Annotated in this window: 22 protein-coding genes; 8 read left to right on the plus strand and 14 right to left on the minus strand. The window is 47.5% G+C overall.

What is annotated here, in order from left to right; translation table 11 throughout:
* Positions 1-174: 174 nt before the first annotated feature.
* From cccB to KNQ12_RS05850, 9 genes are all read right to left on the minus strand, one after another.
* Positions 175-546 carry a cytochrome c551 gene (cccB, locus tag KNQ12_RS05815; RefSeq protein ID WP_023469241.1) on the minus strand — a complete coding sequence of 124 codons (372 nt, stop codon included), beginning with the start codon at positions 544-546 and terminating at the stop codon, positions 175-177.
* 116 nt (positions 547-662) lie between these two features.
* Complete coding sequence (locus KNQ12_RS05820; RefSeq protein ID WP_023469242.1) at positions 663-1,532, minus strand: YitT family protein; 870 nt, start codon at positions 1,530-1,532, stop codon at positions 663-665.
* A gap of 97 nt (positions 1,533-1,629) precedes the next feature.
* Entirely contained in the window at positions 1,630-2,133 is a 504-nt protein-coding gene (locus KNQ12_RS05825; protein WP_075642818.1) for a GNAT family N-acetyltransferase, read from the minus strand.
* Entirely contained in the window at positions 2,133-2,900 is a 768-nt protein-coding gene (locus tag KNQ12_RS05830) for a class I SAM-dependent methyltransferase (protein WP_214746714.1), read from the minus strand. The genes KNQ12_RS05825 and KNQ12_RS05830 overlap by 1 nt, the downstream gene beginning before the upstream one ends.
* Positions 2,901-2,960: 60 nt before the next feature.
* Entirely contained in the window at positions 2,961-4,061 is a 1,101-nt protein-coding gene (prfB, locus tag KNQ12_RS05835; protein WP_023469245.1) for a peptide chain release factor 2, read from the minus strand.
* Positions 4,062-4,129: 68 nt separating this feature from the next.
* Positions 4,130-6,649, minus strand: coding sequence for a preprotein translocase subunit SecA (secA, locus tag KNQ12_RS05840; protein WP_214746716.1), 2,520 nt, complete (start codon positions 6,647-6,649; stop codon positions 4,130-4,132).
* A 3-nt stretch (positions 6,650-6,652) separates the two neighbouring features.
* Positions 6,653-6,781 carry a hypothetical protein gene (locus tag KNQ12_RS17135; RefSeq protein ID WP_285222520.1) on the minus strand — a complete coding sequence of 43 codons (129 nt, stop codon included), beginning with the start codon at positions 6,779-6,781 and terminating at the stop codon, positions 6,653-6,655.
* An 84-nt stretch (positions 6,782-6,865) separates the two neighbouring features.
* Entirely contained in the window at positions 6,866-7,429 is a 564-nt protein-coding gene (gene hpf / locus KNQ12_RS05845) for a ribosome hibernation-promoting factor, HPF/YfiA family (protein ID WP_023469247.1), read from the minus strand.
* A 278-nt stretch (positions 7,430-7,707) separates the two neighbouring features.
* Positions 7,708-7,908 carry a cold shock domain-containing protein gene (locus KNQ12_RS05850; protein ID WP_023469248.1) on the minus strand — a complete coding sequence of 67 codons (201 nt, stop codon included), beginning with the start codon at positions 7,906-7,908 and terminating at the stop codon, positions 7,708-7,710.
* 252 nt (positions 7,909-8,160) lie between these two features.
* Between KNQ12_RS05850 and KNQ12_RS05855 the strand changes: the two genes are divergently transcribed.
* The 8 genes from KNQ12_RS05855 (at position 8,161) to KNQ12_RS05890 (ending at position 15,090) form a co-directional block, all read left to right on the plus strand.
* Positions 8,161-8,667 carry a competence protein ComK gene (locus tag KNQ12_RS05855; RefSeq protein ID WP_023469249.1) on the plus strand — a complete coding sequence of 169 codons (507 nt, stop codon included), beginning with the start codon at positions 8,161-8,163 and terminating at the stop codon, positions 8,665-8,667.
* A gap of 94 nt (positions 8,668-8,761) precedes the next feature.
* On the plus strand, positions 8,762-10,603 hold the full coding sequence (locus KNQ12_RS05860) for a hypothetical protein (RefSeq protein WP_214746718.1): 1,842 nt from the start codon (positions 8,762-8,764) through the stop codon (positions 10,601-10,603).
* A gap of 11 nt (positions 10,604-10,614) precedes the next feature.
* Positions 10,615-10,905, plus strand: coding sequence for an EscU/YscU/HrcU family type III secretion system export apparatus switch protein (locus tag KNQ12_RS05865; protein ID WP_214746720.1), 291 nt, complete (start codon positions 10,615-10,617; stop codon positions 10,903-10,905).
* Complete coding sequence (locus KNQ12_RS05870) at positions 10,902-11,294, plus strand: flagellar export chaperone FliS (RefSeq protein ID WP_214746722.1); 393 nt, start codon at positions 10,902-10,904, stop codon at positions 11,292-11,294. The genes KNQ12_RS05865 and KNQ12_RS05870 overlap by 4 nt, the downstream gene beginning before the upstream one ends.
* The gene (locus KNQ12_RS05875; protein ID WP_214746725.1) at positions 11,291-12,178 is read left to right on the plus strand and encodes a flagellin N-terminal helical domain-containing protein; all 888 of its coding nucleotides are present in this window, start codon (positions 11,291-11,293) and stop codon (positions 12,176-12,178) included. The genes KNQ12_RS05870 and KNQ12_RS05875 overlap by 4 nt, the downstream gene beginning before the upstream one ends.
* A gap of 16 nt (positions 12,179-12,194) precedes the next feature.
* On the plus strand, positions 12,195-12,635 hold the full coding sequence (locus KNQ12_RS05880) for a YaaR family protein (RefSeq protein ID WP_023469254.1): 441 nt from the start codon (positions 12,195-12,197) through the stop codon (positions 12,633-12,635).
* Between the two features lie 24 nt (positions 12,636-12,659).
* On the plus strand, positions 12,660-13,328 hold the full coding sequence (locus KNQ12_RS05885) for a DUF2225 domain-containing protein (protein WP_214746728.1): 669 nt from the start codon (positions 12,660-12,662) through the stop codon (positions 13,326-13,328).
* A 28-nt stretch (positions 13,329-13,356) separates the two neighbouring features.
* On the plus strand, positions 13,357-15,090 hold the full coding sequence (locus KNQ12_RS05890) for a GGDEF domain-containing protein (RefSeq protein WP_214746731.1): 1,734 nt from the start codon (positions 13,357-13,359) through the stop codon (positions 15,088-15,090).
* A gap of 38 nt (positions 15,091-15,128) precedes the next feature.
* Here the strand turns inward: KNQ12_RS05890 and KNQ12_RS05895 are convergent, their stop codons facing one another.
* The 5 genes from KNQ12_RS05895 to KNQ12_RS05915 are packed head-to-tail and all read right to left on the minus strand — an operon-like array spanning position 15,129 to position 18,094.
* Entirely contained in the window at positions 15,129-15,305 is a 177-nt protein-coding gene (locus KNQ12_RS05895) for a hypothetical protein (RefSeq protein WP_023469257.1), read from the minus strand.
* A gap of 27 nt (positions 15,306-15,332) precedes the next feature.
* On the minus strand, positions 15,333-15,686 hold the full coding sequence (locus KNQ12_RS05900; protein ID WP_214746734.1) for a hypothetical protein: 354 nt from the start codon (positions 15,684-15,686) through the stop codon (positions 15,333-15,335).
* The gene (gene fliS / locus KNQ12_RS05905) at positions 15,683-16,051 is read right to left on the minus strand and encodes a flagellar export chaperone FliS (RefSeq protein ID WP_023469259.1); all 369 of its coding nucleotides are present in this window, start codon (positions 16,049-16,051) and stop codon (positions 15,683-15,685) included. The genes KNQ12_RS05900 and fliS overlap by 4 nt, the downstream gene beginning before the upstream one ends.
* 12 nt (positions 16,052-16,063) lie before the next feature.
* The gene (fliD, locus tag KNQ12_RS05910; RefSeq protein WP_055968961.1) at positions 16,064-17,716 is read right to left on the minus strand and encodes a flagellar filament capping protein FliD; all 1,653 of its coding nucleotides are present in this window, start codon (positions 17,714-17,716) and stop codon (positions 16,064-16,066) included.
* Between the two features lie 21 nt (positions 17,717-17,737).
* Positions 17,738-18,094: a flagellar protein FlaG gene (locus tag KNQ12_RS05915; protein ID WP_055968964.1), complete on the minus strand. Its 357-nt coding sequence runs from the start codon at positions 18,092-18,094 to the stop codon at positions 17,738-17,740.
* Positions 18,095-18,197: the final 103 nt, after the last annotated feature.

Consider the following 18,197-nt stretch of genomic DNA (forward strand, 5'->3'; position numbering starts at 1 on the left):
TTACTGATGCTGAATGGATAGGTCTAAAAACCTACCGACCACCATTATAACAGGGACGAAATTGAACGCACATTACAATCAAATGTCATTTCAAGCGATGATACCATAAAAAAGAGGTACGAGATGACGAACACATGTCGTGTCTGTCATCTCATACCCCATCATATCCCATAATTACTTTTTATCCGCGAGCCAGTCAGCAACGGCAACGATTTCTTCATCCTCTTTGAGGATTCCAGCCGGCATTTGCCCTTTCCCGTTCTTGATGATCTCTTGAATCTCTTCTGAAGAGTATTTCGAGCCGACCTTCGTCAGATTTGGTCCGACATTTCCTTCAAGGTTGTTCCCGTGACACGATGCACAGTTGTTCGCGAAGATTTTTTCCGCATCAACAGCTGTTTCCGTCTTCGACGAATCATCGTTCATCGTCGACTCTTCCTTCGTACTTGACGAATCGCTAGAGCTGGAGTCGTCACTACCACCACATGCTGCGAGTGCAAGCGTCGTGCCTAACCCTAACGCGAGTAACAAGTTTTTCAGCTTCATCCGGATATCCCCCTCTTGTAAGTATCTAAGTAAACGCTTCTGATCCTAGTTAGAGTATAACCGTTATCCGGAAGAGTTAAGCATGATTTCACAAAAACTTCACGAGTTTGGAACAATTACGGCACATTCCGGTAGCGTTTGTCGTCCGTAAAACCGAGTCCGAGAACTTCATGCGCTTCGCTGACGACGAGGAACGCTGACGGATCGATGTGTTTGACGATTTCTTTAAGCGTTGTGATCTCCCCTTGGCGGACGACGACCATCAGCATCGGTTTCCGTGTCCGCGTAAACGCACCTGCCGCCTCGATCTCCGTCGCTCCGCGATCGAGCGTTTCGAAGATTTCCTTCACTAACGCTTCCCGTTGATCGGAGATGATATAAGCGAGCTTGTCGTTCGTGATCCCGAGTTGGACGACGTCGATCATCTTGATCGTGATGAACAAGGCGACGAGCGCGTACAGTCCGATCTCAAGCGAGAAGATTGTCGCTGCACTGATGACGATCGTTCCGTCGAGCAAGGCGATACAGAGATGAAGCGGCAATTTCGTGAAGCGATGCAAAATTTGCGCAATCAAATCCATTCCCCCGGTCGAGGCACGTCCCCGGAAGATCAGACCGAGTCCGATCCCGACACCGGCACCACCGAAGATCGCGGCAAGCATCGGATTCATCGTCGCAGCCGGAACATCGAACCGCTCGTAGACAAGGATGACGACCGGTAAAAAGATTGACCCGACGAGTGATTTGACACCAAAACCCATCCCGAGGATCATCCACCCGATCGCCAGCAAGACGACGTTCGCGACGAGTTGGAACAAGCCGGGTGAGATCCCGAACAGATCGTTCAAGACGATCGATAAGCCACTAACGCCTCCTGAAGCGAGTTGATTCGGTGCTAAAAATAAACTAAAGGCACTTGCGACGAACAAGGACCCGATTAACAAATACGCATAATCGCGCACGACTTCCTGACGTGTCGATGTCATGACATTCCATTTCCCCTTATCGATTGATTCTCGTGTTTCATTTTAGCGGAAAAGTCAGACAACGACTAGAGAGGCGGAACAACTCACAGTGTTCCCTTTATACCGCACTAAAGGGGGGACTGTAGCGGACGATGCCGCTGACGCTACGCAACCCATTCCGTTCGAGTGCAAGGACGAGAAAGACTTCTGGCGGAACGGGGAACGGTGGCTCAATACCGTAGTCGATCGCCCGTTCGAAACCAAACTGTGGATAGTAGCTGTCGTGACCAAGCACGACGATATGTGATTCACCGGCATCCCGTGCATCCTCGATCACCTGGCGGATCAACTCAGAACCGATGCCCTTTCGTTGCCAAGCCGGCAACACACCGACCGGCGCTAAGGCAAGTGACGGGATGTCACCGATATGGATTCGGCTCAAGAGGACATGACCGACGATTTCTCCTTTGTCGGTCATCGCGACGCGACCAAAGACCGGTTGCGCGGCTTCGTCCTCGCGTAACGCATCCACGAGGTTCGCTTCGCTCGGTTGTTCGAACGCTGCTTCATGGACAAGTCGGATTCCCGCTGCATCCTTGAAGCCTTCTTTACGGATAATCATCAGCTATTGCTCCCTTCGAGTGGTTTCGTTGCGAGTAGCGTGAACTCGGACGGGATGTTCTCACCGTTCCAGCCACGATGCTCATCGAACCGGTCTAATGTGAATCGCGTCGCGATGATCCCGTTAAAGATCTCGCTCAGCGTAAAGTAACGGACGGAGACGTCCGGAAAATCGGTTTGTTCCGCGTCCGTAAAGTGTGGCTTGTACGCCAGGTCACCCGCTTGCAACGCTTGATCGAAATAACGCGGTCGATACGTCAAATCCGCATCGATCCAGCGTCCGACTGGATGGAAGTCACTAAGGATCAACTGTCCACCAGGCCGCAAGATCGTAAACAGAATCTGCAGAAAACGCTCGAGATCCGCAAAATAATGCAAAATCCCGCCTTCTAAGTAGAGGAGATCAAACGTATCACGATATCGTTCAAGATCGATCGCATAAAGATCGCCGATGACATATTGAATTGATGTCTCAGCATGGTGCGCCAGTTCAAGCGCATACTTGGCATTCTCCTCTGAAATATCAAACACCGTGACGTCCGCCCCGAGTAACGCTAACGGCACCGCCTTGCGTCCGTTCGAACCACAGATGTTCGCGATCGTCTTCCCGGCGACGTCTTCGAGATGATGCCTGTGTTTCTTCAGGCTTGCTACTGGATCTTGTTTGATGACTGCCGCATATTCTGCTGGTGTCCCGTCACGTTTCTCCCAAAATTCATACGCCCGGTACTCCCACCCCTGTTTGTTGACCCGACTTTGCTCCTGCATGACTGTTCCCCCTTTGACGTTCAAAAAACCAGTCGAACATCGTCCGACTGGTTGGTTGTCTTACATATTCATGAGACGGAGGTACGCATCGATGAAGCCCATGATGTCACCATCCATTGCTCCTTGCGTGTTCCCGACTTCATAGTTCGTCCGGTGATCCTTGACCATGCTGTATGGGTGGAAGACGTACGAACGGATTTGGCTACCCCATGCGATATCCGATTTTTCACCACGGATCTCGTCGAGTTTCTTTTGTTGCTCTTCGATTTCGCGTTGGTAGAGTTTCGCTTTCAACATCTTCATTGCCGCTTCACGGTTTTTGATCTGCGACCGTTCTTGTTGACATGAGACGACGACGCCTGTCGGAACGTGGGTGATCCGGACAGCCGAGTCCGTCGTATTGATGTGCTGCCCACCGGCACCAGAGGCACGGTACGTATCGATCCGTAAATCTTCCGTACGGACTTCGATGTCGATGTCATCGTTGAATTCCGGCATGACGTCACACGAGACGAACGATGTATGACGGCGACCTGACGAGTCAAACGGTGAGATCCGGACTAAACGATGGATCCCTTTTTCGGCTTTTAAGTATCCATAGGCATTGTGCCCTTGAATACGGAGCGTGACCGATTTAACACCTGCTTCATCACCCGGTTGGTAGTCCATCGTTTCGACTTTCCAGCCTTGCTTGTCGCAGAAACGTTGGTACATTCGGAGAAGCATCGATGCCCAGTCTTGCGACTCGGTACCACCCGCACCTGGGTGTAACTCGAGGATCGCGTTGTTTGCGTCATATTCGCCGTTCAAGAGGATTTGTAGTTCGAAGTCTTCGAACTTCTTCTTGAGGTCGCCAAGTTCTGACTCGAGCTCTTCTTGAAGATCCGCATCCGGCTCTTCCTTGATCAATTCGTACGTCAAAGCGACGTTCTCGTGACCTGCTTCGAGTTCTTTGTATTTGTCGACCATCGCTTTTAAGCCGTTCGACTCATCGATGACTTTTTGTGCCGATTCCTGGTTGTTCCAGAAGTCTGGGTACGTCATCTCGTTTTCAAGTTCTTCGATCCGGGCAATCTTCGACTCGAGGTCGAGTGATGCCTTATATTCGTCGAGTTTCTTTTCCATCCACTCGGCGGTGTTGCGAATTTCTGCTAATTCCATGTGTTCCACCTTCTCTTTCCGTGAAAAGAGGCAGGAATCTCCTGCCTCTCTTTCAGTCGATTCATCACTTATGCCTGACGGCCGTGACAGTTCTTATATTTCTTACCGGATCCACACCAGCACGGATCGTTGCGTCCGATTTGATCGTTTGGATTTTTCCGGACCGGCTTTTTCTTGACCGCTTTATCTTCCTTACCCGAAACCGCGACTTCGTCTTGAACGACTTTTTCGCGTTTGAGGTTTGGATCGAGATCTGCCCGAAGGACGAATTGCGTCACTTCTTCAGCGATCGCAGCGTTCATCGCATCAAACATCATCGAACCTTCCGATTGGTATTCACGGAGCGGGTCGTTTTGACCGTATGCCCGGAGGTGAATCCCTTCACGGAGTTGATCCATTTGATCGATATGGTTCATCCAGTGTTGGTCAACGGCACGAAGAACGATGACTTTTTCGAACTCATCGAATGCTTCGGCTGGTACTTCTGACCGTTTGTGCTCGTAGTGTGCGAATGTCCGCTCTTTGAGCAACTCGATGATTTCTTCGCGTTCTTTTCCGAAGATGTCGCTTTCCGTGACCTTCTCTTCGATCGCAAGCGTCTGGTTCGCCCATTCTGCAAGCGCACCGATGCTCCACTCTTCCGGTACGAACTCGACCGGCGTGTACTGATGGACGCCTGCTTCGATCGTCTGCTCGATCATCGGACGGACGATATCTGACACGGAACCCGCATCAAGAATCGCTGCCCGGTCCGCGTACATGACTTTCCGTTGGTCTGCCATGACGTTATCGTAGCCGAGGACTTGTTTCCGCGCATCAAAGTTGTTGCCCTCGACGCGTTTTTGAGCCGATTCAACGGCACGAGACACCATCCGGCTCTCGATTGGTTGTGAATCATCCATTCCGAGACGATCCATCATCGATTGCAGCGAATCAGAACCGAAACGACGCATCAATTCATCTTCAAGTGAGAGATAGAATTGTGATGCCCCTGGGTCCCCTTGACGACCGGCACGACCACGGAGCTGGTTATCAATACGGCGTGATTCGTGACGCTCTGTTCCGAGGATGTAGAGACCGCCTTTTTCTAAGACACCTTGACCGAGTTTGATGTCGGTACCACGGCCGGCCATGTTTGTTGCGATCGTGACCGAGTTCGCTTGACCGGCGTTCTCGATGATCTCTGCTTCACGTGCGTGGTTCTTCGCGTTCAAGACTTCGTGACGGATGCCACGTTTTTTGAGGATGTTACTGAGCAACTCCGACGTCTCGACGGCAACCGTACCGACGAGGACTGGTTGTCCTTCACGGTGGGCACGTTCGATTTCGTCTGCGACAGCAGCGAACTTCCCGTTCATCGTCTTGAAGATCAAGTCCGGCATATCGTTTCGGACGACTGGTTTGTTCGTCGGAACCGGTACGACGTGCATGTTGTAGATGTTACGGAATTCTTCTTCCTCCGTCTTCGCTGTACCCGTCATCCCGGCAAGCTTCGTATACATCCGGAAGAAGTTTTGGTACGTGATCGTCGCAAGCGTCATCGATTCGCGTTGAATCTCGACGCCTTCCTTCGCTTCGATCGCTTGGTGCAGACCTTCTGAGTAACGACGTCCTTCCATGACACGACCTGTGAACTGGTCGATGATCATGACTTCGTCTTCACGAACCATATAGTCGACGTCGCGATGCATGACGGCATTCGCCCGCAGTGCGAGGCTCAAGTGATGGTTGAGTGAGACGTGCTCGAGACCGAACAGGTTATCGATGCCGAAATATTTCTCAGCGCGGTCGATCCCTTGCTCCGTCAACAGGACACTCTTGGTCTTGATGTCGACTGTGTAGTCTTCATCTGCTTTCATGATTTTCGCGAATGCATCTGCTTGCGAATAGAGCGCTGTCGATTTCTCGGCAGACCCTGAAATGATGAGTGGTGTCCGCGCTTCATCGACGAGGATGGAGTCGACTTCATCGACGACAGCGTAATGGAGCGGTCGTTGGACACGGTCTTCTTTATAGAGGACCATGTTGTCACGCAAGTAGTCGAAACCGAACTCGTTGTTCGTCCCGTACGTGATGTCACAGCTGTATGCTGCTTGTTTTTCCTGACGTGACATGCTTGAGAGATTCAAGCCGACTGATAGACCAAGAGCCGCATAAAGAGGCTCCATGATGTCACGGTCACGTTTTGCGAGATATTCGTTGACGGTAACGACGTGAACGCCGTTGCCAGCGAGGGCATTCAAATACACAGGGAGTGTTGCAACAAGCGTTTTACCTTCCCCGGTCTTCATTTCAGCGATGTCCCCGTTGTGCAGGACATATCCACCGATCAACTGAACGCGATAGTGGCGCATGCCGAGAACGCGTGTTGACACTTCGCGACAGACCGCGAAAGCTTCCGGTAAAATATCATCTAAGTCTTCTCCGTTAGCGAGACGCTCACGGAATTCAACGACTTTTCCTTCGAGTTCTTGATCCGATAACGCACCGATTTGTGCCTCGAATGCTTCCACAGCGTCTGCTGCTTTTTCGGCTTTCTTCAGGACACGTTTCGTTGGTGCAAATAATTCTTTTAGAAAATTAGCCATGCCTTACAGTCCCCTTACTTCGAACGATTCTTTGAACGAACAGAATTCCGAGATTTTTCCTTTATTCAGTGTACCGAATACGACGTCAAATTTCAACAAGCGGACCGAGTAGCGGTCTTGGTCTTTCGTCATAGAGCAAACGTACCTTGTTTAAAAATAGTTTTCCATCATATCAAAAAGGGACTCGCCCGTAAGAGCGAGTCCCTGTTGCATTCATTATTCTGGTTCAATCAAACCGTAACGACCATCCTTACGACGGTAGACGACGTTCGTGTTGCCCGTTTCTGCGTCTGAGAAGACGAAGAATGCGTGTCCGAGCATGTCCATCTGAAGAATCGCTTCTTCCGTGTCCATTGGTTTGAGTGTGAAACGCTTCGTCCGAACGAGTTCGAGTTCTGCCTCGTCCTCTTCATAGACTGGCGCTTCCGCTTCCGGTCCTTCGAGCGTTTTGAAGTACTCTCCGATGCCGCCTTCTTTAGCGCGTCCTCTCCGGTTCAACTTCGTTTTGTGTTTCCGGATCTGACGTTCGAGCTTATCGACGACGAGGTCGATTGCTGCATACATATCGCCATTGATATCCTCTGCACGGAGCAAGAGGTTTGGCATTGGAATCGTCACTTCGACTTTTTGCTTCTCATTGTTGACTTTGAGATTGACATAAGCCGTTTGCGCTTCCGTAGGAGTTGTAAAATAACGAGTTAACTTTTCAAGCTTTTTCTCGACGTAATCCTTGAGAGCATCTGTGACGTCCAAGTTTTCACCGCGAATGTTGTAGATCATGTAAACTCCTCCTTAAGTAACCGGTTGAACCTATGAATTCGAGATGCTTCAGTCGTTTCCTTCTGAATATTCGAAATTCTTTGGTTCGTTTTTATTATAGCACGATAAGTGAAGGAAGACCATGAAAACGATGACATTCTCATGAACGTTCCCATCTGTTCTTAGCGTACGATAATATTGAAGCATGTTGATGTTAACGTATATACCCGTTTTATTCGAACTCAAAACAAAAACCGCTTTTAGGCGGATGGCCTAAAAACGGTGGCGGCTGCTATTGATTAGATCTTTGAAACGTTCGCAGCTTGTGGACCACGATCGCCTTCAACGATTTCAAATTCCACTTCTTCGCCTTCTTCAAGTGATTTGTAGCCATCGACTTGAATCGCTGAGAAGTGTACGAAGACGTCTTTCGCGTCAGACGTTTCGATGAATCCATAACCCTTTTCAGCATTAAACCATTTGACTTTACCTTGTTCCATTCGAATTCACGTTCCCTTCGCAAACCAGAGTACGAGAGCAAGCTCTCACGAATTAGTCTATCAAAAGAAGGAATTATTGACAATTAAAAATTCTGATTATTTAGAAACCATTACCACGTAATTATCAATTTCCACCAAGACATTGTTCTATATTTCAAAAAATTACATTGTCATTACATTTGTAATATTGTATTATATCGTTAGTAATTACCTGTTTTATCCATTGTCCCATTTGAGGAGGATGTAGTCGACATGCGACCATTCCATAATGATGAAAAGTATCGAATCACGAAGCGGACCGTAGCGATCTTACCTTGCTACGACATGATGAAGCAGTCCATCATCGTGCTAGAAGATGGTTCTACCATCATGACGCCACTTCGACCGTATCAACTGTTGCAATTATCGTGCAGGCAGTACAATAGTTCTATTGAGGAACGGATCGTCACCGCAAAACGTGTCGCATCCGTGAAAGGAAAAGTCCCGATTGTCATCGAACCGTCACTCGGCCTCGTCTTTTTCCCTACCAAATCACCGAAACGTGATGATTGCGAATGGTACGCTTGGAGTCATATGATTGATGTCCTCGAAGAGGATGGACAGACTAAGCTGAAGACCCGCAATGGCATGATCCTTCCCGTGAACGCCTCTCCTTACATCGTCCGCAACCAAATGAAAGCAACAGGTGAGCTTATGGCTCGCTATCAACAATTGAACGCGATGACATTAGAGGAACGCTTTAATGCAATCAAATCTTGAAAAAACGAAGGTTGGGCGATATTTTCGCTCAACCCTTTTTCGTTTCTGCCGATATATAATAAGATGATGTATTTTGAAAAAAGGAGGACGTTTGATGAATATCCAGTTGAATCCAGCTCGTTCGACGGTACCTGCCGGACAAACCGTGCTTTCGGAGACGAAGACATATAAAGGAACCGTCTTGGAACAAACAGGACCGCATACGGCGCTCGTTCAAGTCGGACGGGATAAAATCGAGATGACATTCACTGGAGATGTTCCGACAGGTGATTTCCAGTTTAAAGTGAAAGGTCAAACGGCAGAAGGTTATCTGATCGAACAGCTACCGGCCGTCTCAGGACCTGACGCTGAAACACCGTCCGCCGTCTCGATTCCGTCAAACGTCGATCCTGCTTTACTCGAAGGCGTGCCGGCAGAACTGAAACCGGCTGTCGCAAAACTTCTTGCGAGCGGTCAGTTGCCTCAAACACCGGAAGTCGTCGCCCAACTGGTCACGGCCCTTCAAGGCAGCTACAAGGATCTTGTCCTTGAACTCGTCTCGCGTCCTGACAATTCCCTTCCACCGGAAGCGGAACTATTGATCGATAGTCTGTTAGCGACGACAGAAGAATTCGTCGATGTCCTTCCGGAACGCGACGCCTTACGCGACCAACCGACATTCGAAAAAGCCGTTGCGCTTGACGTCGCACGTGTCACCTTACCGACGCAGCGTGATATCGAGACCGCGACACCGCTGCACATGCGTCAGTACATTGAACATTTGCCAGCGAAGGAACGTCCCGCACTCATCACGGCGCTTGAGCAAGGAGACGTCGAAACGGTCCGTAAACAACTGACACCTCACTTCCCGCAAGCTCCACTTGAGCCGAAGACGAGTGTCCGTGAACAATTGATCGGTCTGACGGCACGTGCCGCAAGTCCGGTCGAGCAAGCCACTCCGATACGGTCGGCTCTGACGCTCGTCCGGGAGGTGACGCCTCGCTTAGCGGAAGTGACGAACGACTTCAAGAGCCAACAGCGAACGATTGTGTCACAACTGCGACAAATCGAACCACTCGTCGAGTCCCGCCCGGTGCAAATGGTTGCTGTCATCGAAAGTACAGCACATCGCTTGAAGCAGATGTTCCAGCAAACGGACGCGATGTTGCATACGACGATGCGGGATGAGAAACAGTTGATCCACTTTTTATCGAAGCTCGAACGCGGTGCTGAACTCGCTTCCCTTGGTCGGGGAACGGAAGCGAAGGCACTGCTACAAGAAGTCCGCACGGGCTTTGAAGCCTTCCGCTACGCGCCAGCGAACGTCCGTCCGACCTATTTACCGGAATGGAACGCACCAAGCACACGAACGCCAAGCGATGCACCGGCAAAGCTCGTACCGTATGAGCCGAAACAAAACAGTCCGCGGGTTTTACAAGAAACGGTTCAAAAAGCACTGCAGCTGCAAAGTGCCGAGTTGAAGCTCGCTGCTCCGACTCTCAATCCGGAAGCTTCGAAACTTCAGTCATTCTTGACGACGCAACAGCAAATCAATAAGCCTGACAATCAACAGCAGTTGAATCAGATTCTGTTATCGCTACCGGTCCAGATCGTCGAAGCGACAGCCGGTCTTCATGTTCACCTTCAAAACAAGCGACCGGATGAAGTGATCGACTGGGAAAACAATACGTTGTACGTCCAGCTGAATACGAAACGTCTCGGGGATATCGGCGTACGGGTCGAAACCGTCAATCGGAAGATGCAAATCACGATCGAAAACGATCTTCCGATTCTCGAGCGACTTGCCGCACCGTTCCTCGAACGGACGACGGACGCCTTAGAAGCGACCGGTTATCAGGATGTCCGGATTCAGTTCCGACCGTTTACGAAAGAAGAACGTCAAGACGTTGCTACGCAGAAGGATGAGACGCCAAACGGGTACGATTACCGGATTTAAAGGAGGAAGCCATGTACCAGAAAATCGATTTGAAGCACCGAAAATCTGCTGCCGTTCTGCGTTACGATGAAGCGTCCGGACAAGCACCCGTCGTCGTTGCTCGCGCAACAGGACAAGCGGCAGACCGGATCTTGCAGGAAGCACGCGCCAACGGAATCGCTGTCGAACACGATACCTCATTACTCGGTCATCTGCTCGATCTCGACCTCGGGACCGCAATTCCACCGCAACTCTATGACGTCATGGCAGAACTCCTCTTATTGATCGAAGAACTGGACCACGCGAAAGGACGACAGATATGACAGAACAAGAACTGTATCAGATGACCCCACAACAATTGACGGAAAAAATGTTGCAAGGACTTGTCTTTCAGTATGAACAGGCGATATCAGCGATTGAAGTAAAAGCGTTTGATCACATGAATGAACGTCTGCAAAAAGCCTACGCGCTACTGACGAAGCTCTCAGAAGGACTGCATGACGACGGCGGAATCATCACGTCTCAACTCGAAGCCTTGTATTTCTACCTCGGTCAACAGACGATGCGTGCCTACACAGAACATCACGTGCTCACGGAAGCACTTTTCCTTGCTGAAGAATTGCTAGTTACATGGCAAGCAGCAAGTACAAATAAGCGCCCGCTTGCTCGGGCAACCCACCATGCAGGATATGAAAGGATGGCATACGAATGAGAATCTCAAACAATGTCCAAGCACTAAAGGCGTATCGTAACCTGACGGCGAATCAATTGAGTATTAAGACGACGATGGACAAACTATCGAGTGGACAAAAAATCAATCGGGCTGCGGACGATGCAGCTGGTCTCGCTCTTTCTGAAAAGATGAGGAATCGCTTGCAAGCCCTCGATAAAGCGGAACAGAACGTCCTTGACGGAATCTCGATGGTACAAACGTTAGAAGGTGGTATGACTGAAACACATAGTCTCTTGCAACGGATGCGCGAACTTGCCGTCCAAGCAAGTAACGGAACACTTGCTCCTGAAGACCGTTCTTCACTTCAATCAGAAATTGACCAGTTGACGAATGAAGTGACGCGCATCGCGAAGACGACTCAGTTCAACGGAAAAGATATTTTGACGGGTGACTTCAGTGAAGGAAAGAATGCTATCTTCATTCAATCGAATGCTGGTGCAAATGAAGGAATTACAATCACTGTAGAAGACATGCGTGCATTATCACTTGGAATCAGTACCACAGTACGCCCTTCACCAACAAGTGCACAGCTATCAGAGACAAGTGGTTCGATAGAATACTCACTGAGTGTAATGACTCGTGAAAGTGCTGATTCAGCTATTTCTTTATACACCAAAGCGATTGATAGTGTCTCCAATCAACGAGCAAAACTTGGGGCTATCCAAAATCGCTTCGAAGCAACAAACTCCGTCCTCGGAATAAGTCGTGAAAATCTGACAGCATCTGAGTCGCGAATTCGCGATACCGATATGGCACAAGAAATGATGGAGTATGCAAAATATAATATCCTCAACCAATCCGGTATGGCCATGATTGCGCAAGCGAACGCGTTACCACAAGGCGTCTTGCAACTACTCAACTAAGAAGGGAGTGTCAGTTATGGACATTCGCCGCATTCAAGAAACCCAACGGCTCCAGGTAGCTCGGTCCGGTACTCGGGAAGTCGAGGCATCGACGACCTTCTCTGCCTTAATGCAGGATAAACGAGAACATAAAGGTTATGAACGTCTTCAGCAAAAGTTACTGCTTGTTGAAGAACATGGTCAACTCCTCGCTGAGAGTCATACGATCGAAAACCTAGAGAGCTACAAGGAGAAGATCAAGGACTTCCTGAAGGATGCACTGGATCAGTCACAACAACTAGAAGAGAAACGCGGCTTCAATCGTCGCGGACGAACGAAAATCTATAAAGTCGTCGAACAAGTCGATACGAAACTATTGCAATTGACGGACACCGTCTTATCCGGAGAATCAAGACGACTTGATATTTTAGATCAAGTCGGTGAAATCAAAGGCATGCTTGTCAACGTCTTTGTCTAATCCGACAACACGAGGAGATTATCCATGCCTGAGTTATATTCAAAAAAATGTAAGTGTACGTATTGCTTAAAAGAAACAGAGACGAAGCGTGTCTTGTCGCGTCATATTCGGGTCGAGCGAACGGGTTTTGATGGTTTCGTCCATTACCAAGGATCGAACCCCTACCTGTACGAACCGATTCAGTGCTCCCACTGCCGCTTCATCTTTCATGAGTCGTTTGAAAAGTTGCGGACGGACGTGCGTCAGACGCTCGAAGAGCAAATCTTGCCGACGCTCCCAGTGTTACCGTTCGCAGCCACAGAACGAACGATTGAACAAGCTTTACAGTTGTATAAATTAGCACTCTATACCGCCCAAGTAACGGGACAAAAAGAAGCGATTCTTGCCATGCTCGGCGTCCGGATCGCTTGGATGTACCGGATACTCGGTGACGAAGCACAAGAATTGCAGTGGATGGAACGATCGGTCACAAAGTACGAAGCCCTGTATCTCAACTATACCGATGCGGTTCGTACCGGCATTCCCCACGATGTCCTGTTATTACGCATCAGTGATTTGTATGCTGTCTTAAAACGGACAGATGATGCAAAACAATGGTATGGTCTCATCTTCCAAAGTAAGATCGTGTCGGACCGGACAAAAAAAGAAGCACGGGAACATTGGGAATTGTACCGTGAAACACATAACGTCTAACGAAACTACATAAAAAGGAGGATCACGCATGCGGCACATGTTTTGCGTCCAGTGGTATGTCATCGTTACCTACATTGCCATTCTCGGATCAAGCTGGTTTCATGCTGGTCCGATTTTTGCTGTCTTCAGTACGATTGCTGGACTCCTCTACTGCTCATGGGTAGCTCGTTCGTCCGGTACGTTACCGATTATCCGGCGAGCAATCGAGTGGTTCACGATCGGTATCACCTTGAACTTTGTCTTCAGCTTCTTACCAACTGCCTGGCATCCACCGGAGCTCGATACCGTCGTCAACCTGACGATTACCGGCTTTTTTATCCTGACGGCACGGACATTCGCGAAACAGATTAATTGGACGACGGTCCGGCGCTTACCGCTTCTTTACGTCGACGGGATTTTACTCTTCGGTATGACATTCGTCTTCGGCTATACGATCATCTTACGGTATATACCGGATATTGCTCGTTCTTCCATTGAACTCGTTGGGATGAGCGGTTTTGCGCTTAGCTTTATCGCACAACTGTTCTTTTTCTTCTTACTTTATACAACCAGCTTGCACAGTACATCACATCGCTTACTGATTCGATCGATGCTTCTCTTCATCTTTGCAATTTTTGGTTACTATACGTTTTTCATCCGGGATCAGCTCGACATCGCCAGTTGGTTCTTCCCGTTGTATCCGGTCAGCTTATACGGTCTCTTGCATTATTATCGAAAAACACACTCGCCCGAAGCCTCTGAACGATGGACGATCTCGTATCTTCCCTACCTCAGTCTCTTAATCGTCGTCGGTGGGATCTCGTATGTGTCGATCCCATCTACCATCTACTGGAGTAGTCTCATTGGTCTCTTCTCGCTCTTTTTCGTACGCCAATTTTTCTCCGAGCGTCAAAACACACGACTCTTGCGTGAGTTGGGCCTCTCGGAAAATGAGTTGTTGCAACGCGTCAACGAAAAAACGGAGCGCCTGGAACTGCGAAAGGAAGAGTACCGACGGCTATTTTTGAATCATCCGTACCCAATCGTTCGGATGGATGCCAACGGTCATGAAAAAGCGATGAATCCGATTGCGGAACAGTACTTTCCTGCCGGACAGCTTCCGGATCAACTGATGGAACAGATCGTTCCGATCAGTTGGCAAGGAACACCAATCGAACATCAACTAATGCAACTCGACGACGGGCGCGCTTTTGAAGTGACCGTCATTTCGATTCCGCGCGAGCATGACTTCTACATCATCTTAGCGGACCGAACACATGCTTTGACAGAAGAACGGATGCTACGTTCGCTCGGATACCAGGACGCGCTCACTGGATTACCGAATCGTCGTTACTTCGAGGAAGTTCTATCAAATGAATTACCACATTGGCAAGAAGGATCGTTATTGTTCATCGACTTAGATGGCTTTAAAGACATCAATGATCAGTTCGGTCATGACGCGGGGGACTTCGTTCTACAAGAGACCGCAAGACGGCTAGAAGCGGACCTACAGGAAGCGGAGATGGCAGCACGGCTTGGCGGTGACGAATTCATCGTCTTCTTGCATCGGAATCGAGCGGACACGATCCATTACGCAGAAAGTATTCTCAAGCATCTGAATGAGGTATTTCTTTATCAAGCGCAGACGATGCACGTCACGCCTTCGATCGGGATCGCACGTTACCCGGAAGATGGAACGACGACGAGTCTTCTACTGATTCGTGCTGACGAAGCGATGTACACCGTTAAACAAGCAGACAAAAATGCCTATCGCTTCAAATAAAAAGAACGGAATCCGCAGATTCCGTTCTTTTTATCGTGTCATGATTCACGGCGATACTTTTCTTCCTCATACACATCCGGTTGTTCCGAAATCGGACGCTCGAGCGCTTCCCACGATTCGGTCTCGACATCCGGTTCAATGAACTGATCATACGAACCGTCCGATTGGAAATAGGTTTGTGGGACACGGCGTTTACCCTGCTCTTGTTTCTTCACGAAAGATTCCTCCCTCACGCAAAAACATTACTGACGCGAATCAAAATACGGTGAAATCGTACCCTCGACCTCTTCATAGGGGTCAACATAAGACCGACGATTTGTTTGTTTCTTTCGAATGTGACCTAATTGTAATCCTAATTTAGCTGTTTCAGCAGATAATTTCAAGTCAATTTGTCGACTATCATCAACTAGCTCCTGAATGATCGTTTGATTGGCTTCAGCCAACAAGTTAGAATGTGCTGCAATAAACGCTTCGCGTTCATCAAGTAAATGTTGAATCTTATTGATCCAGTCATCATAAATTTCATCGTTAGGTATTTGATCAAGTAATTCCATTAGTCGTTTCGTCTTGAGGCGAAGCGGATCAAGCGGGCTCATCGTTGCTTCGCGAGTTTCATCGCTTCTTTCCAAGTCTCACGGAATTCTTCTGCAAATCCAATGACTTCATCAATCGCAACGATATCATTCTTGATATTCGCATCGATTAATCGTACTTGCATATAATCGTATAAAGCATTTAAATCTTTTGACAGTGCAATCGACTGATTAAGCGTCAATTGAAGTTCACTGATGATCGCTTGCGCCTTTTGAATATTTGTATTTTTTTGTTCAATCATTCCTTGTTCAATTGCTTGCTTTGAAAGCATCGAAAATTTAATCAACCCTTCGTATAACATAAGCGTTAAATCTTGAGGTAACGCAGTAGTTACTGAGTTTGTTTGATAGGATGCGTATGGGTTCATCTAATTCTCTCCTTACTGTCCTAAATAGGAAGCTAACGATGCAGATTGGCTATTCGCCTGATTCATTGCTTTCTCCATAGCTGCAAAACGACGATAATATGAATTTTCTTTAGTGGTCAACATATCATTTAATCTTTTAATTCGTGAATCCATTTCAGTCATTTCACGTCCCATGGAATACGTAGGAGATCCAGCCCCTTCGAAACCAGCAATACGTGTAATATTAGTTCGTGCGTCAGCAGCTGCATCGCGTATTTGAGGAAGTAGACCTTTTTCTGGATTCGTAAATAATTGATAAACCTCTTCAGGATTGCGTTCAATCGCAGCTTTCAATTTTTCTTCATCTAATTCAATTTTGCCGCCATTCGTAAAATCAGCACCTGTCGCTAAACCGATTTGATACAGTTGGCTCGCTTCTTTACTGTTTGTCGTTGCTGTAGATGAAGTCCATTTTCCTCTTAACGAGTCCATGGCACCTCGAACGATCGTATCACTTTTGAGCATGCCACTCATTGCTTTCTCTTCCCATTTTTTTATCTCGTCTTCAGACAGTTCATCTCTTTGGGCTTTTGTTAAAGGCGTAAAGGTACGATAGCGCTCTTCACGTGTTTTCTTGTTCATCAAATCAATCGTTTCATTATACTTATCAACGAAACCTTTGATATTATCAAAAATCTTTTGAGTATCAGTCGCTGAAGATAAATTTACTGCCTTTCCATCTGTAAATGCTGATTTCAGTGAAATCGTCAGATTATCGATGGTGAAGGTATTTGATGATTGAATTAAATCAATACCATTGACCTTCACTAATGCATCTTTTCCAGCAGTATTCGATGGTAAATTGAATAATGTTTTCGAGGCACTATCCGTGAATTCAATAATTGAAGAAGACCCTGTCGACTTCCCAGTAATGGATATTTTTCCTGATGCCTCATCAAAGAACGCACTGACACCCGTTTTAGCTCCGTTCAAAGCACTAATCACATCTTTAAATGTAGCACCTTGATCAAGAAAAACAGTTTGTGGCTGTCCCGTAGAAGAAGTACGCAATTGTATTTGATACCCAGCTTCATACTGAACAGTTGCTCCTTCCGGAATAACGACTCCATCATCAAATGTTATTTTCCCAGTCGAAGCATCAAATGTATGAGCAAGTGTTAACGTATTACCATCCTTATCCTTAAAAGAAGGAGCATTGTTTGGTAAAGGCTTAATGGTAATCTCCTTTGCCGAAGTAGATAATACCTGACTTCTTTTTCCGACATCCAATCCTAGTGTAGAAACTGCTGTCGTATTTTTAACAGCACTTCCTCCATTACTCACTGTTGCTACATGCGATGGTGATGTTGCTAATTGTGTGACAGAATCAATTGAGATAGCGGTATTTCCACTAGATGGTCCACTGACGACCGTAGCTTTACTTTCATCTGAAGAAGTCGCCTTTTTAGCATAAAAGTTACGACTAAATATCAAATCAACTGCACTACTACGCAAAGTCAAGAGAGAGCGGTTAATTTCACGATAAGCATCTCGTTTCCATTCCGTCACTTGCTTTTTCTGCTCTAAGCGATCGACTGGCACACGCTCCGCCTGCATTAACTGCTTGATTACACTATCAGTATCAATCCCACTTGCTAAACCACCGAATCGAATAGGTGATGACATAGTACTCCTCCTTTTGATGTGTTAAATTCGTTGATCAAAAAGATGATTGAATTCCATGAAAGCAGCAAAAAAATCCAATGACTTCTTGCTAGGAATCTCACGAATCACTTCATTTTTTGAATCAACAATTTGAATATAGTAATCGTTTAATTTTTCATGTTTTACGAATTTCAATCCAGTACGTTGCTGTTCCAATACGCTATTCGCTTTTTCCACAGCTGTTTCTAGTTTTGTAATATGCTGTGGAGTAGGCAACACGACGACTCCTTCTTCAGCGAGTCGATCCTGATTTGCCTCAACGAACACATTTTTAGTTTGTTCATAAGGTAAAACGGAAGACGGCAAATGGAGCCTTACTTCAGATAAGGTCGGATTCATAGATTTCTCCCTCACGTTTTTATTCTCATGTTTTATATCGACCAAAAAGTATTTTTTTTTAGTTTTCTTTTTTGTTCTCTAAATCGTTAAAAATAAAAAAGAG

It is taken from the genome of Exiguobacterium sp. s11, from assembly GCF_018619015.1.
Lineage (GTDB): Bacteria > Bacillota > Bacilli > Exiguobacteriales > Exiguobacteriaceae > Exiguobacterium_A > Exiguobacterium_A indicum.

Excerpts from the sequence above, each read along its gene's own strand:
- secA (WP_214746716.1), bottom strand. The coding sequence starts at position 6,649 with ATGGCTAATTTTCTAAAAGAATTATTTGCACCAACGAAACGTGTCCTG.
- prfB (WP_023469245.1), bottom strand. The coding sequence starts at position 4,061 with ATGGAATTAGCAGAAATTCGCAACACCGCCGAGTGGATGGAAAAGAAA.
- KNQ12_RS05860 (WP_214746718.1), top strand. The coding sequence starts at position 8,762 with ATGAATATCCAGTTGAATCCAGCTCGTTCGACGGTACCTGCCGGACAA.
- hpf (WP_023469247.1), bottom strand. The coding sequence starts at position 7,429 with ATGATCTACAACATTCGCGGTGAAAACTTGGACGTCACAGATGCTCTC.
- KNQ12_RS05855 (WP_023469249.1), top strand. The coding sequence starts at position 8,161 with ATGCGACCATTCCATAATGATGAAAAGTATCGAATCACGAAGCGGACC.
- KNQ12_RS05915 (WP_055968964.1), bottom strand. The coding sequence starts at position 18,094 with ATGAATCCGACCTTATCTGAAGTAAGGCTCCATTTGCCGTCTTCCGTT.
- fliS (WP_023469259.1), bottom strand. The coding sequence starts at position 16,051 with ATGAACCCATACGCATCCTATCAAACAAACTCAGTAACTACTGCGTTA.
- cccB (WP_023469241.1), bottom strand. The coding sequence starts at position 546 with ATGAAGCTGAAAAACTTGTTACTCGCGTTAGGGTTAGGCACGACGCTT.
- KNQ12_RS05870 (WP_214746722.1), top strand. The coding sequence starts at position 10,902 with ATGACAGAACAAGAACTGTATCAGATGACCCCACAACAATTGACGGAA.
- KNQ12_RS05820 (WP_023469242.1), bottom strand. The coding sequence starts at position 1,532 with ATGACATCGACACGTCAGGAAGTCGTGCGCGATTATGCGTATTTGTTA.
- KNQ12_RS05830 (WP_214746714.1), bottom strand. The coding sequence starts at position 2,900 with ATGCAGGAGCAAAGTCGGGTCAACAAACAGGGGTGGGAGTACCGGGCG.
- KNQ12_RS05885 (WP_214746728.1), top strand. The coding sequence starts at position 12,660 with ATGCCTGAGTTATATTCAAAAAAATGTAAGTGTACGTATTGCTTAAAA.
- KNQ12_RS05850 (WP_023469248.1), bottom strand. The coding sequence starts at position 7,908 with ATGGAACAAGGTAAAGTCAAATGGTTTAATGCTGAAAAGGGTTATGGA.
- KNQ12_RS05880 (WP_023469254.1), top strand. The coding sequence starts at position 12,195 with ATGGACATTCGCCGCATTCAAGAAACCCAACGGCTCCAGGTAGCTCGG.
- fliD (WP_055968961.1), bottom strand. The coding sequence starts at position 17,716 with ATGTCATCACCTATTCGATTCGGTGGTTTAGCAAGTGGGATTGATACT.
- KNQ12_RS05890 (WP_214746731.1), top strand. The coding sequence starts at position 13,357 with ATGCGGCACATGTTTTGCGTCCAGTGGTATGTCATCGTTACCTACATT.
- KNQ12_RS05900 (WP_214746734.1), bottom strand. The coding sequence starts at position 15,686 with ATGAGCCCGCTTGATCCGCTTCGCCTCAAGACGAAACGACTAATGGAA.
- KNQ12_RS17135 (WP_285222520.1), bottom strand. The coding sequence starts at position 6,781 with ATGACGAAAGACCAAGACCGCTACTCGGTCCGCTTGTTGAAATTTGAC.
- KNQ12_RS05875 (WP_214746725.1), top strand. The coding sequence starts at position 11,291 with ATGAGAATCTCAAACAATGTCCAAGCACTAAAGGCGTATCGTAACCTG.
- KNQ12_RS05865 (WP_214746720.1), top strand. The coding sequence starts at position 10,615 with ATGTACCAGAAAATCGATTTGAAGCACCGAAAATCTGCTGCCGTTCTG.
- KNQ12_RS05825 (WP_075642818.1), bottom strand. The coding sequence starts at position 2,133 with ATGATTATCCGTAAAGAAGGCTTCAAGGATGCAGCGGGAATCCGACTT.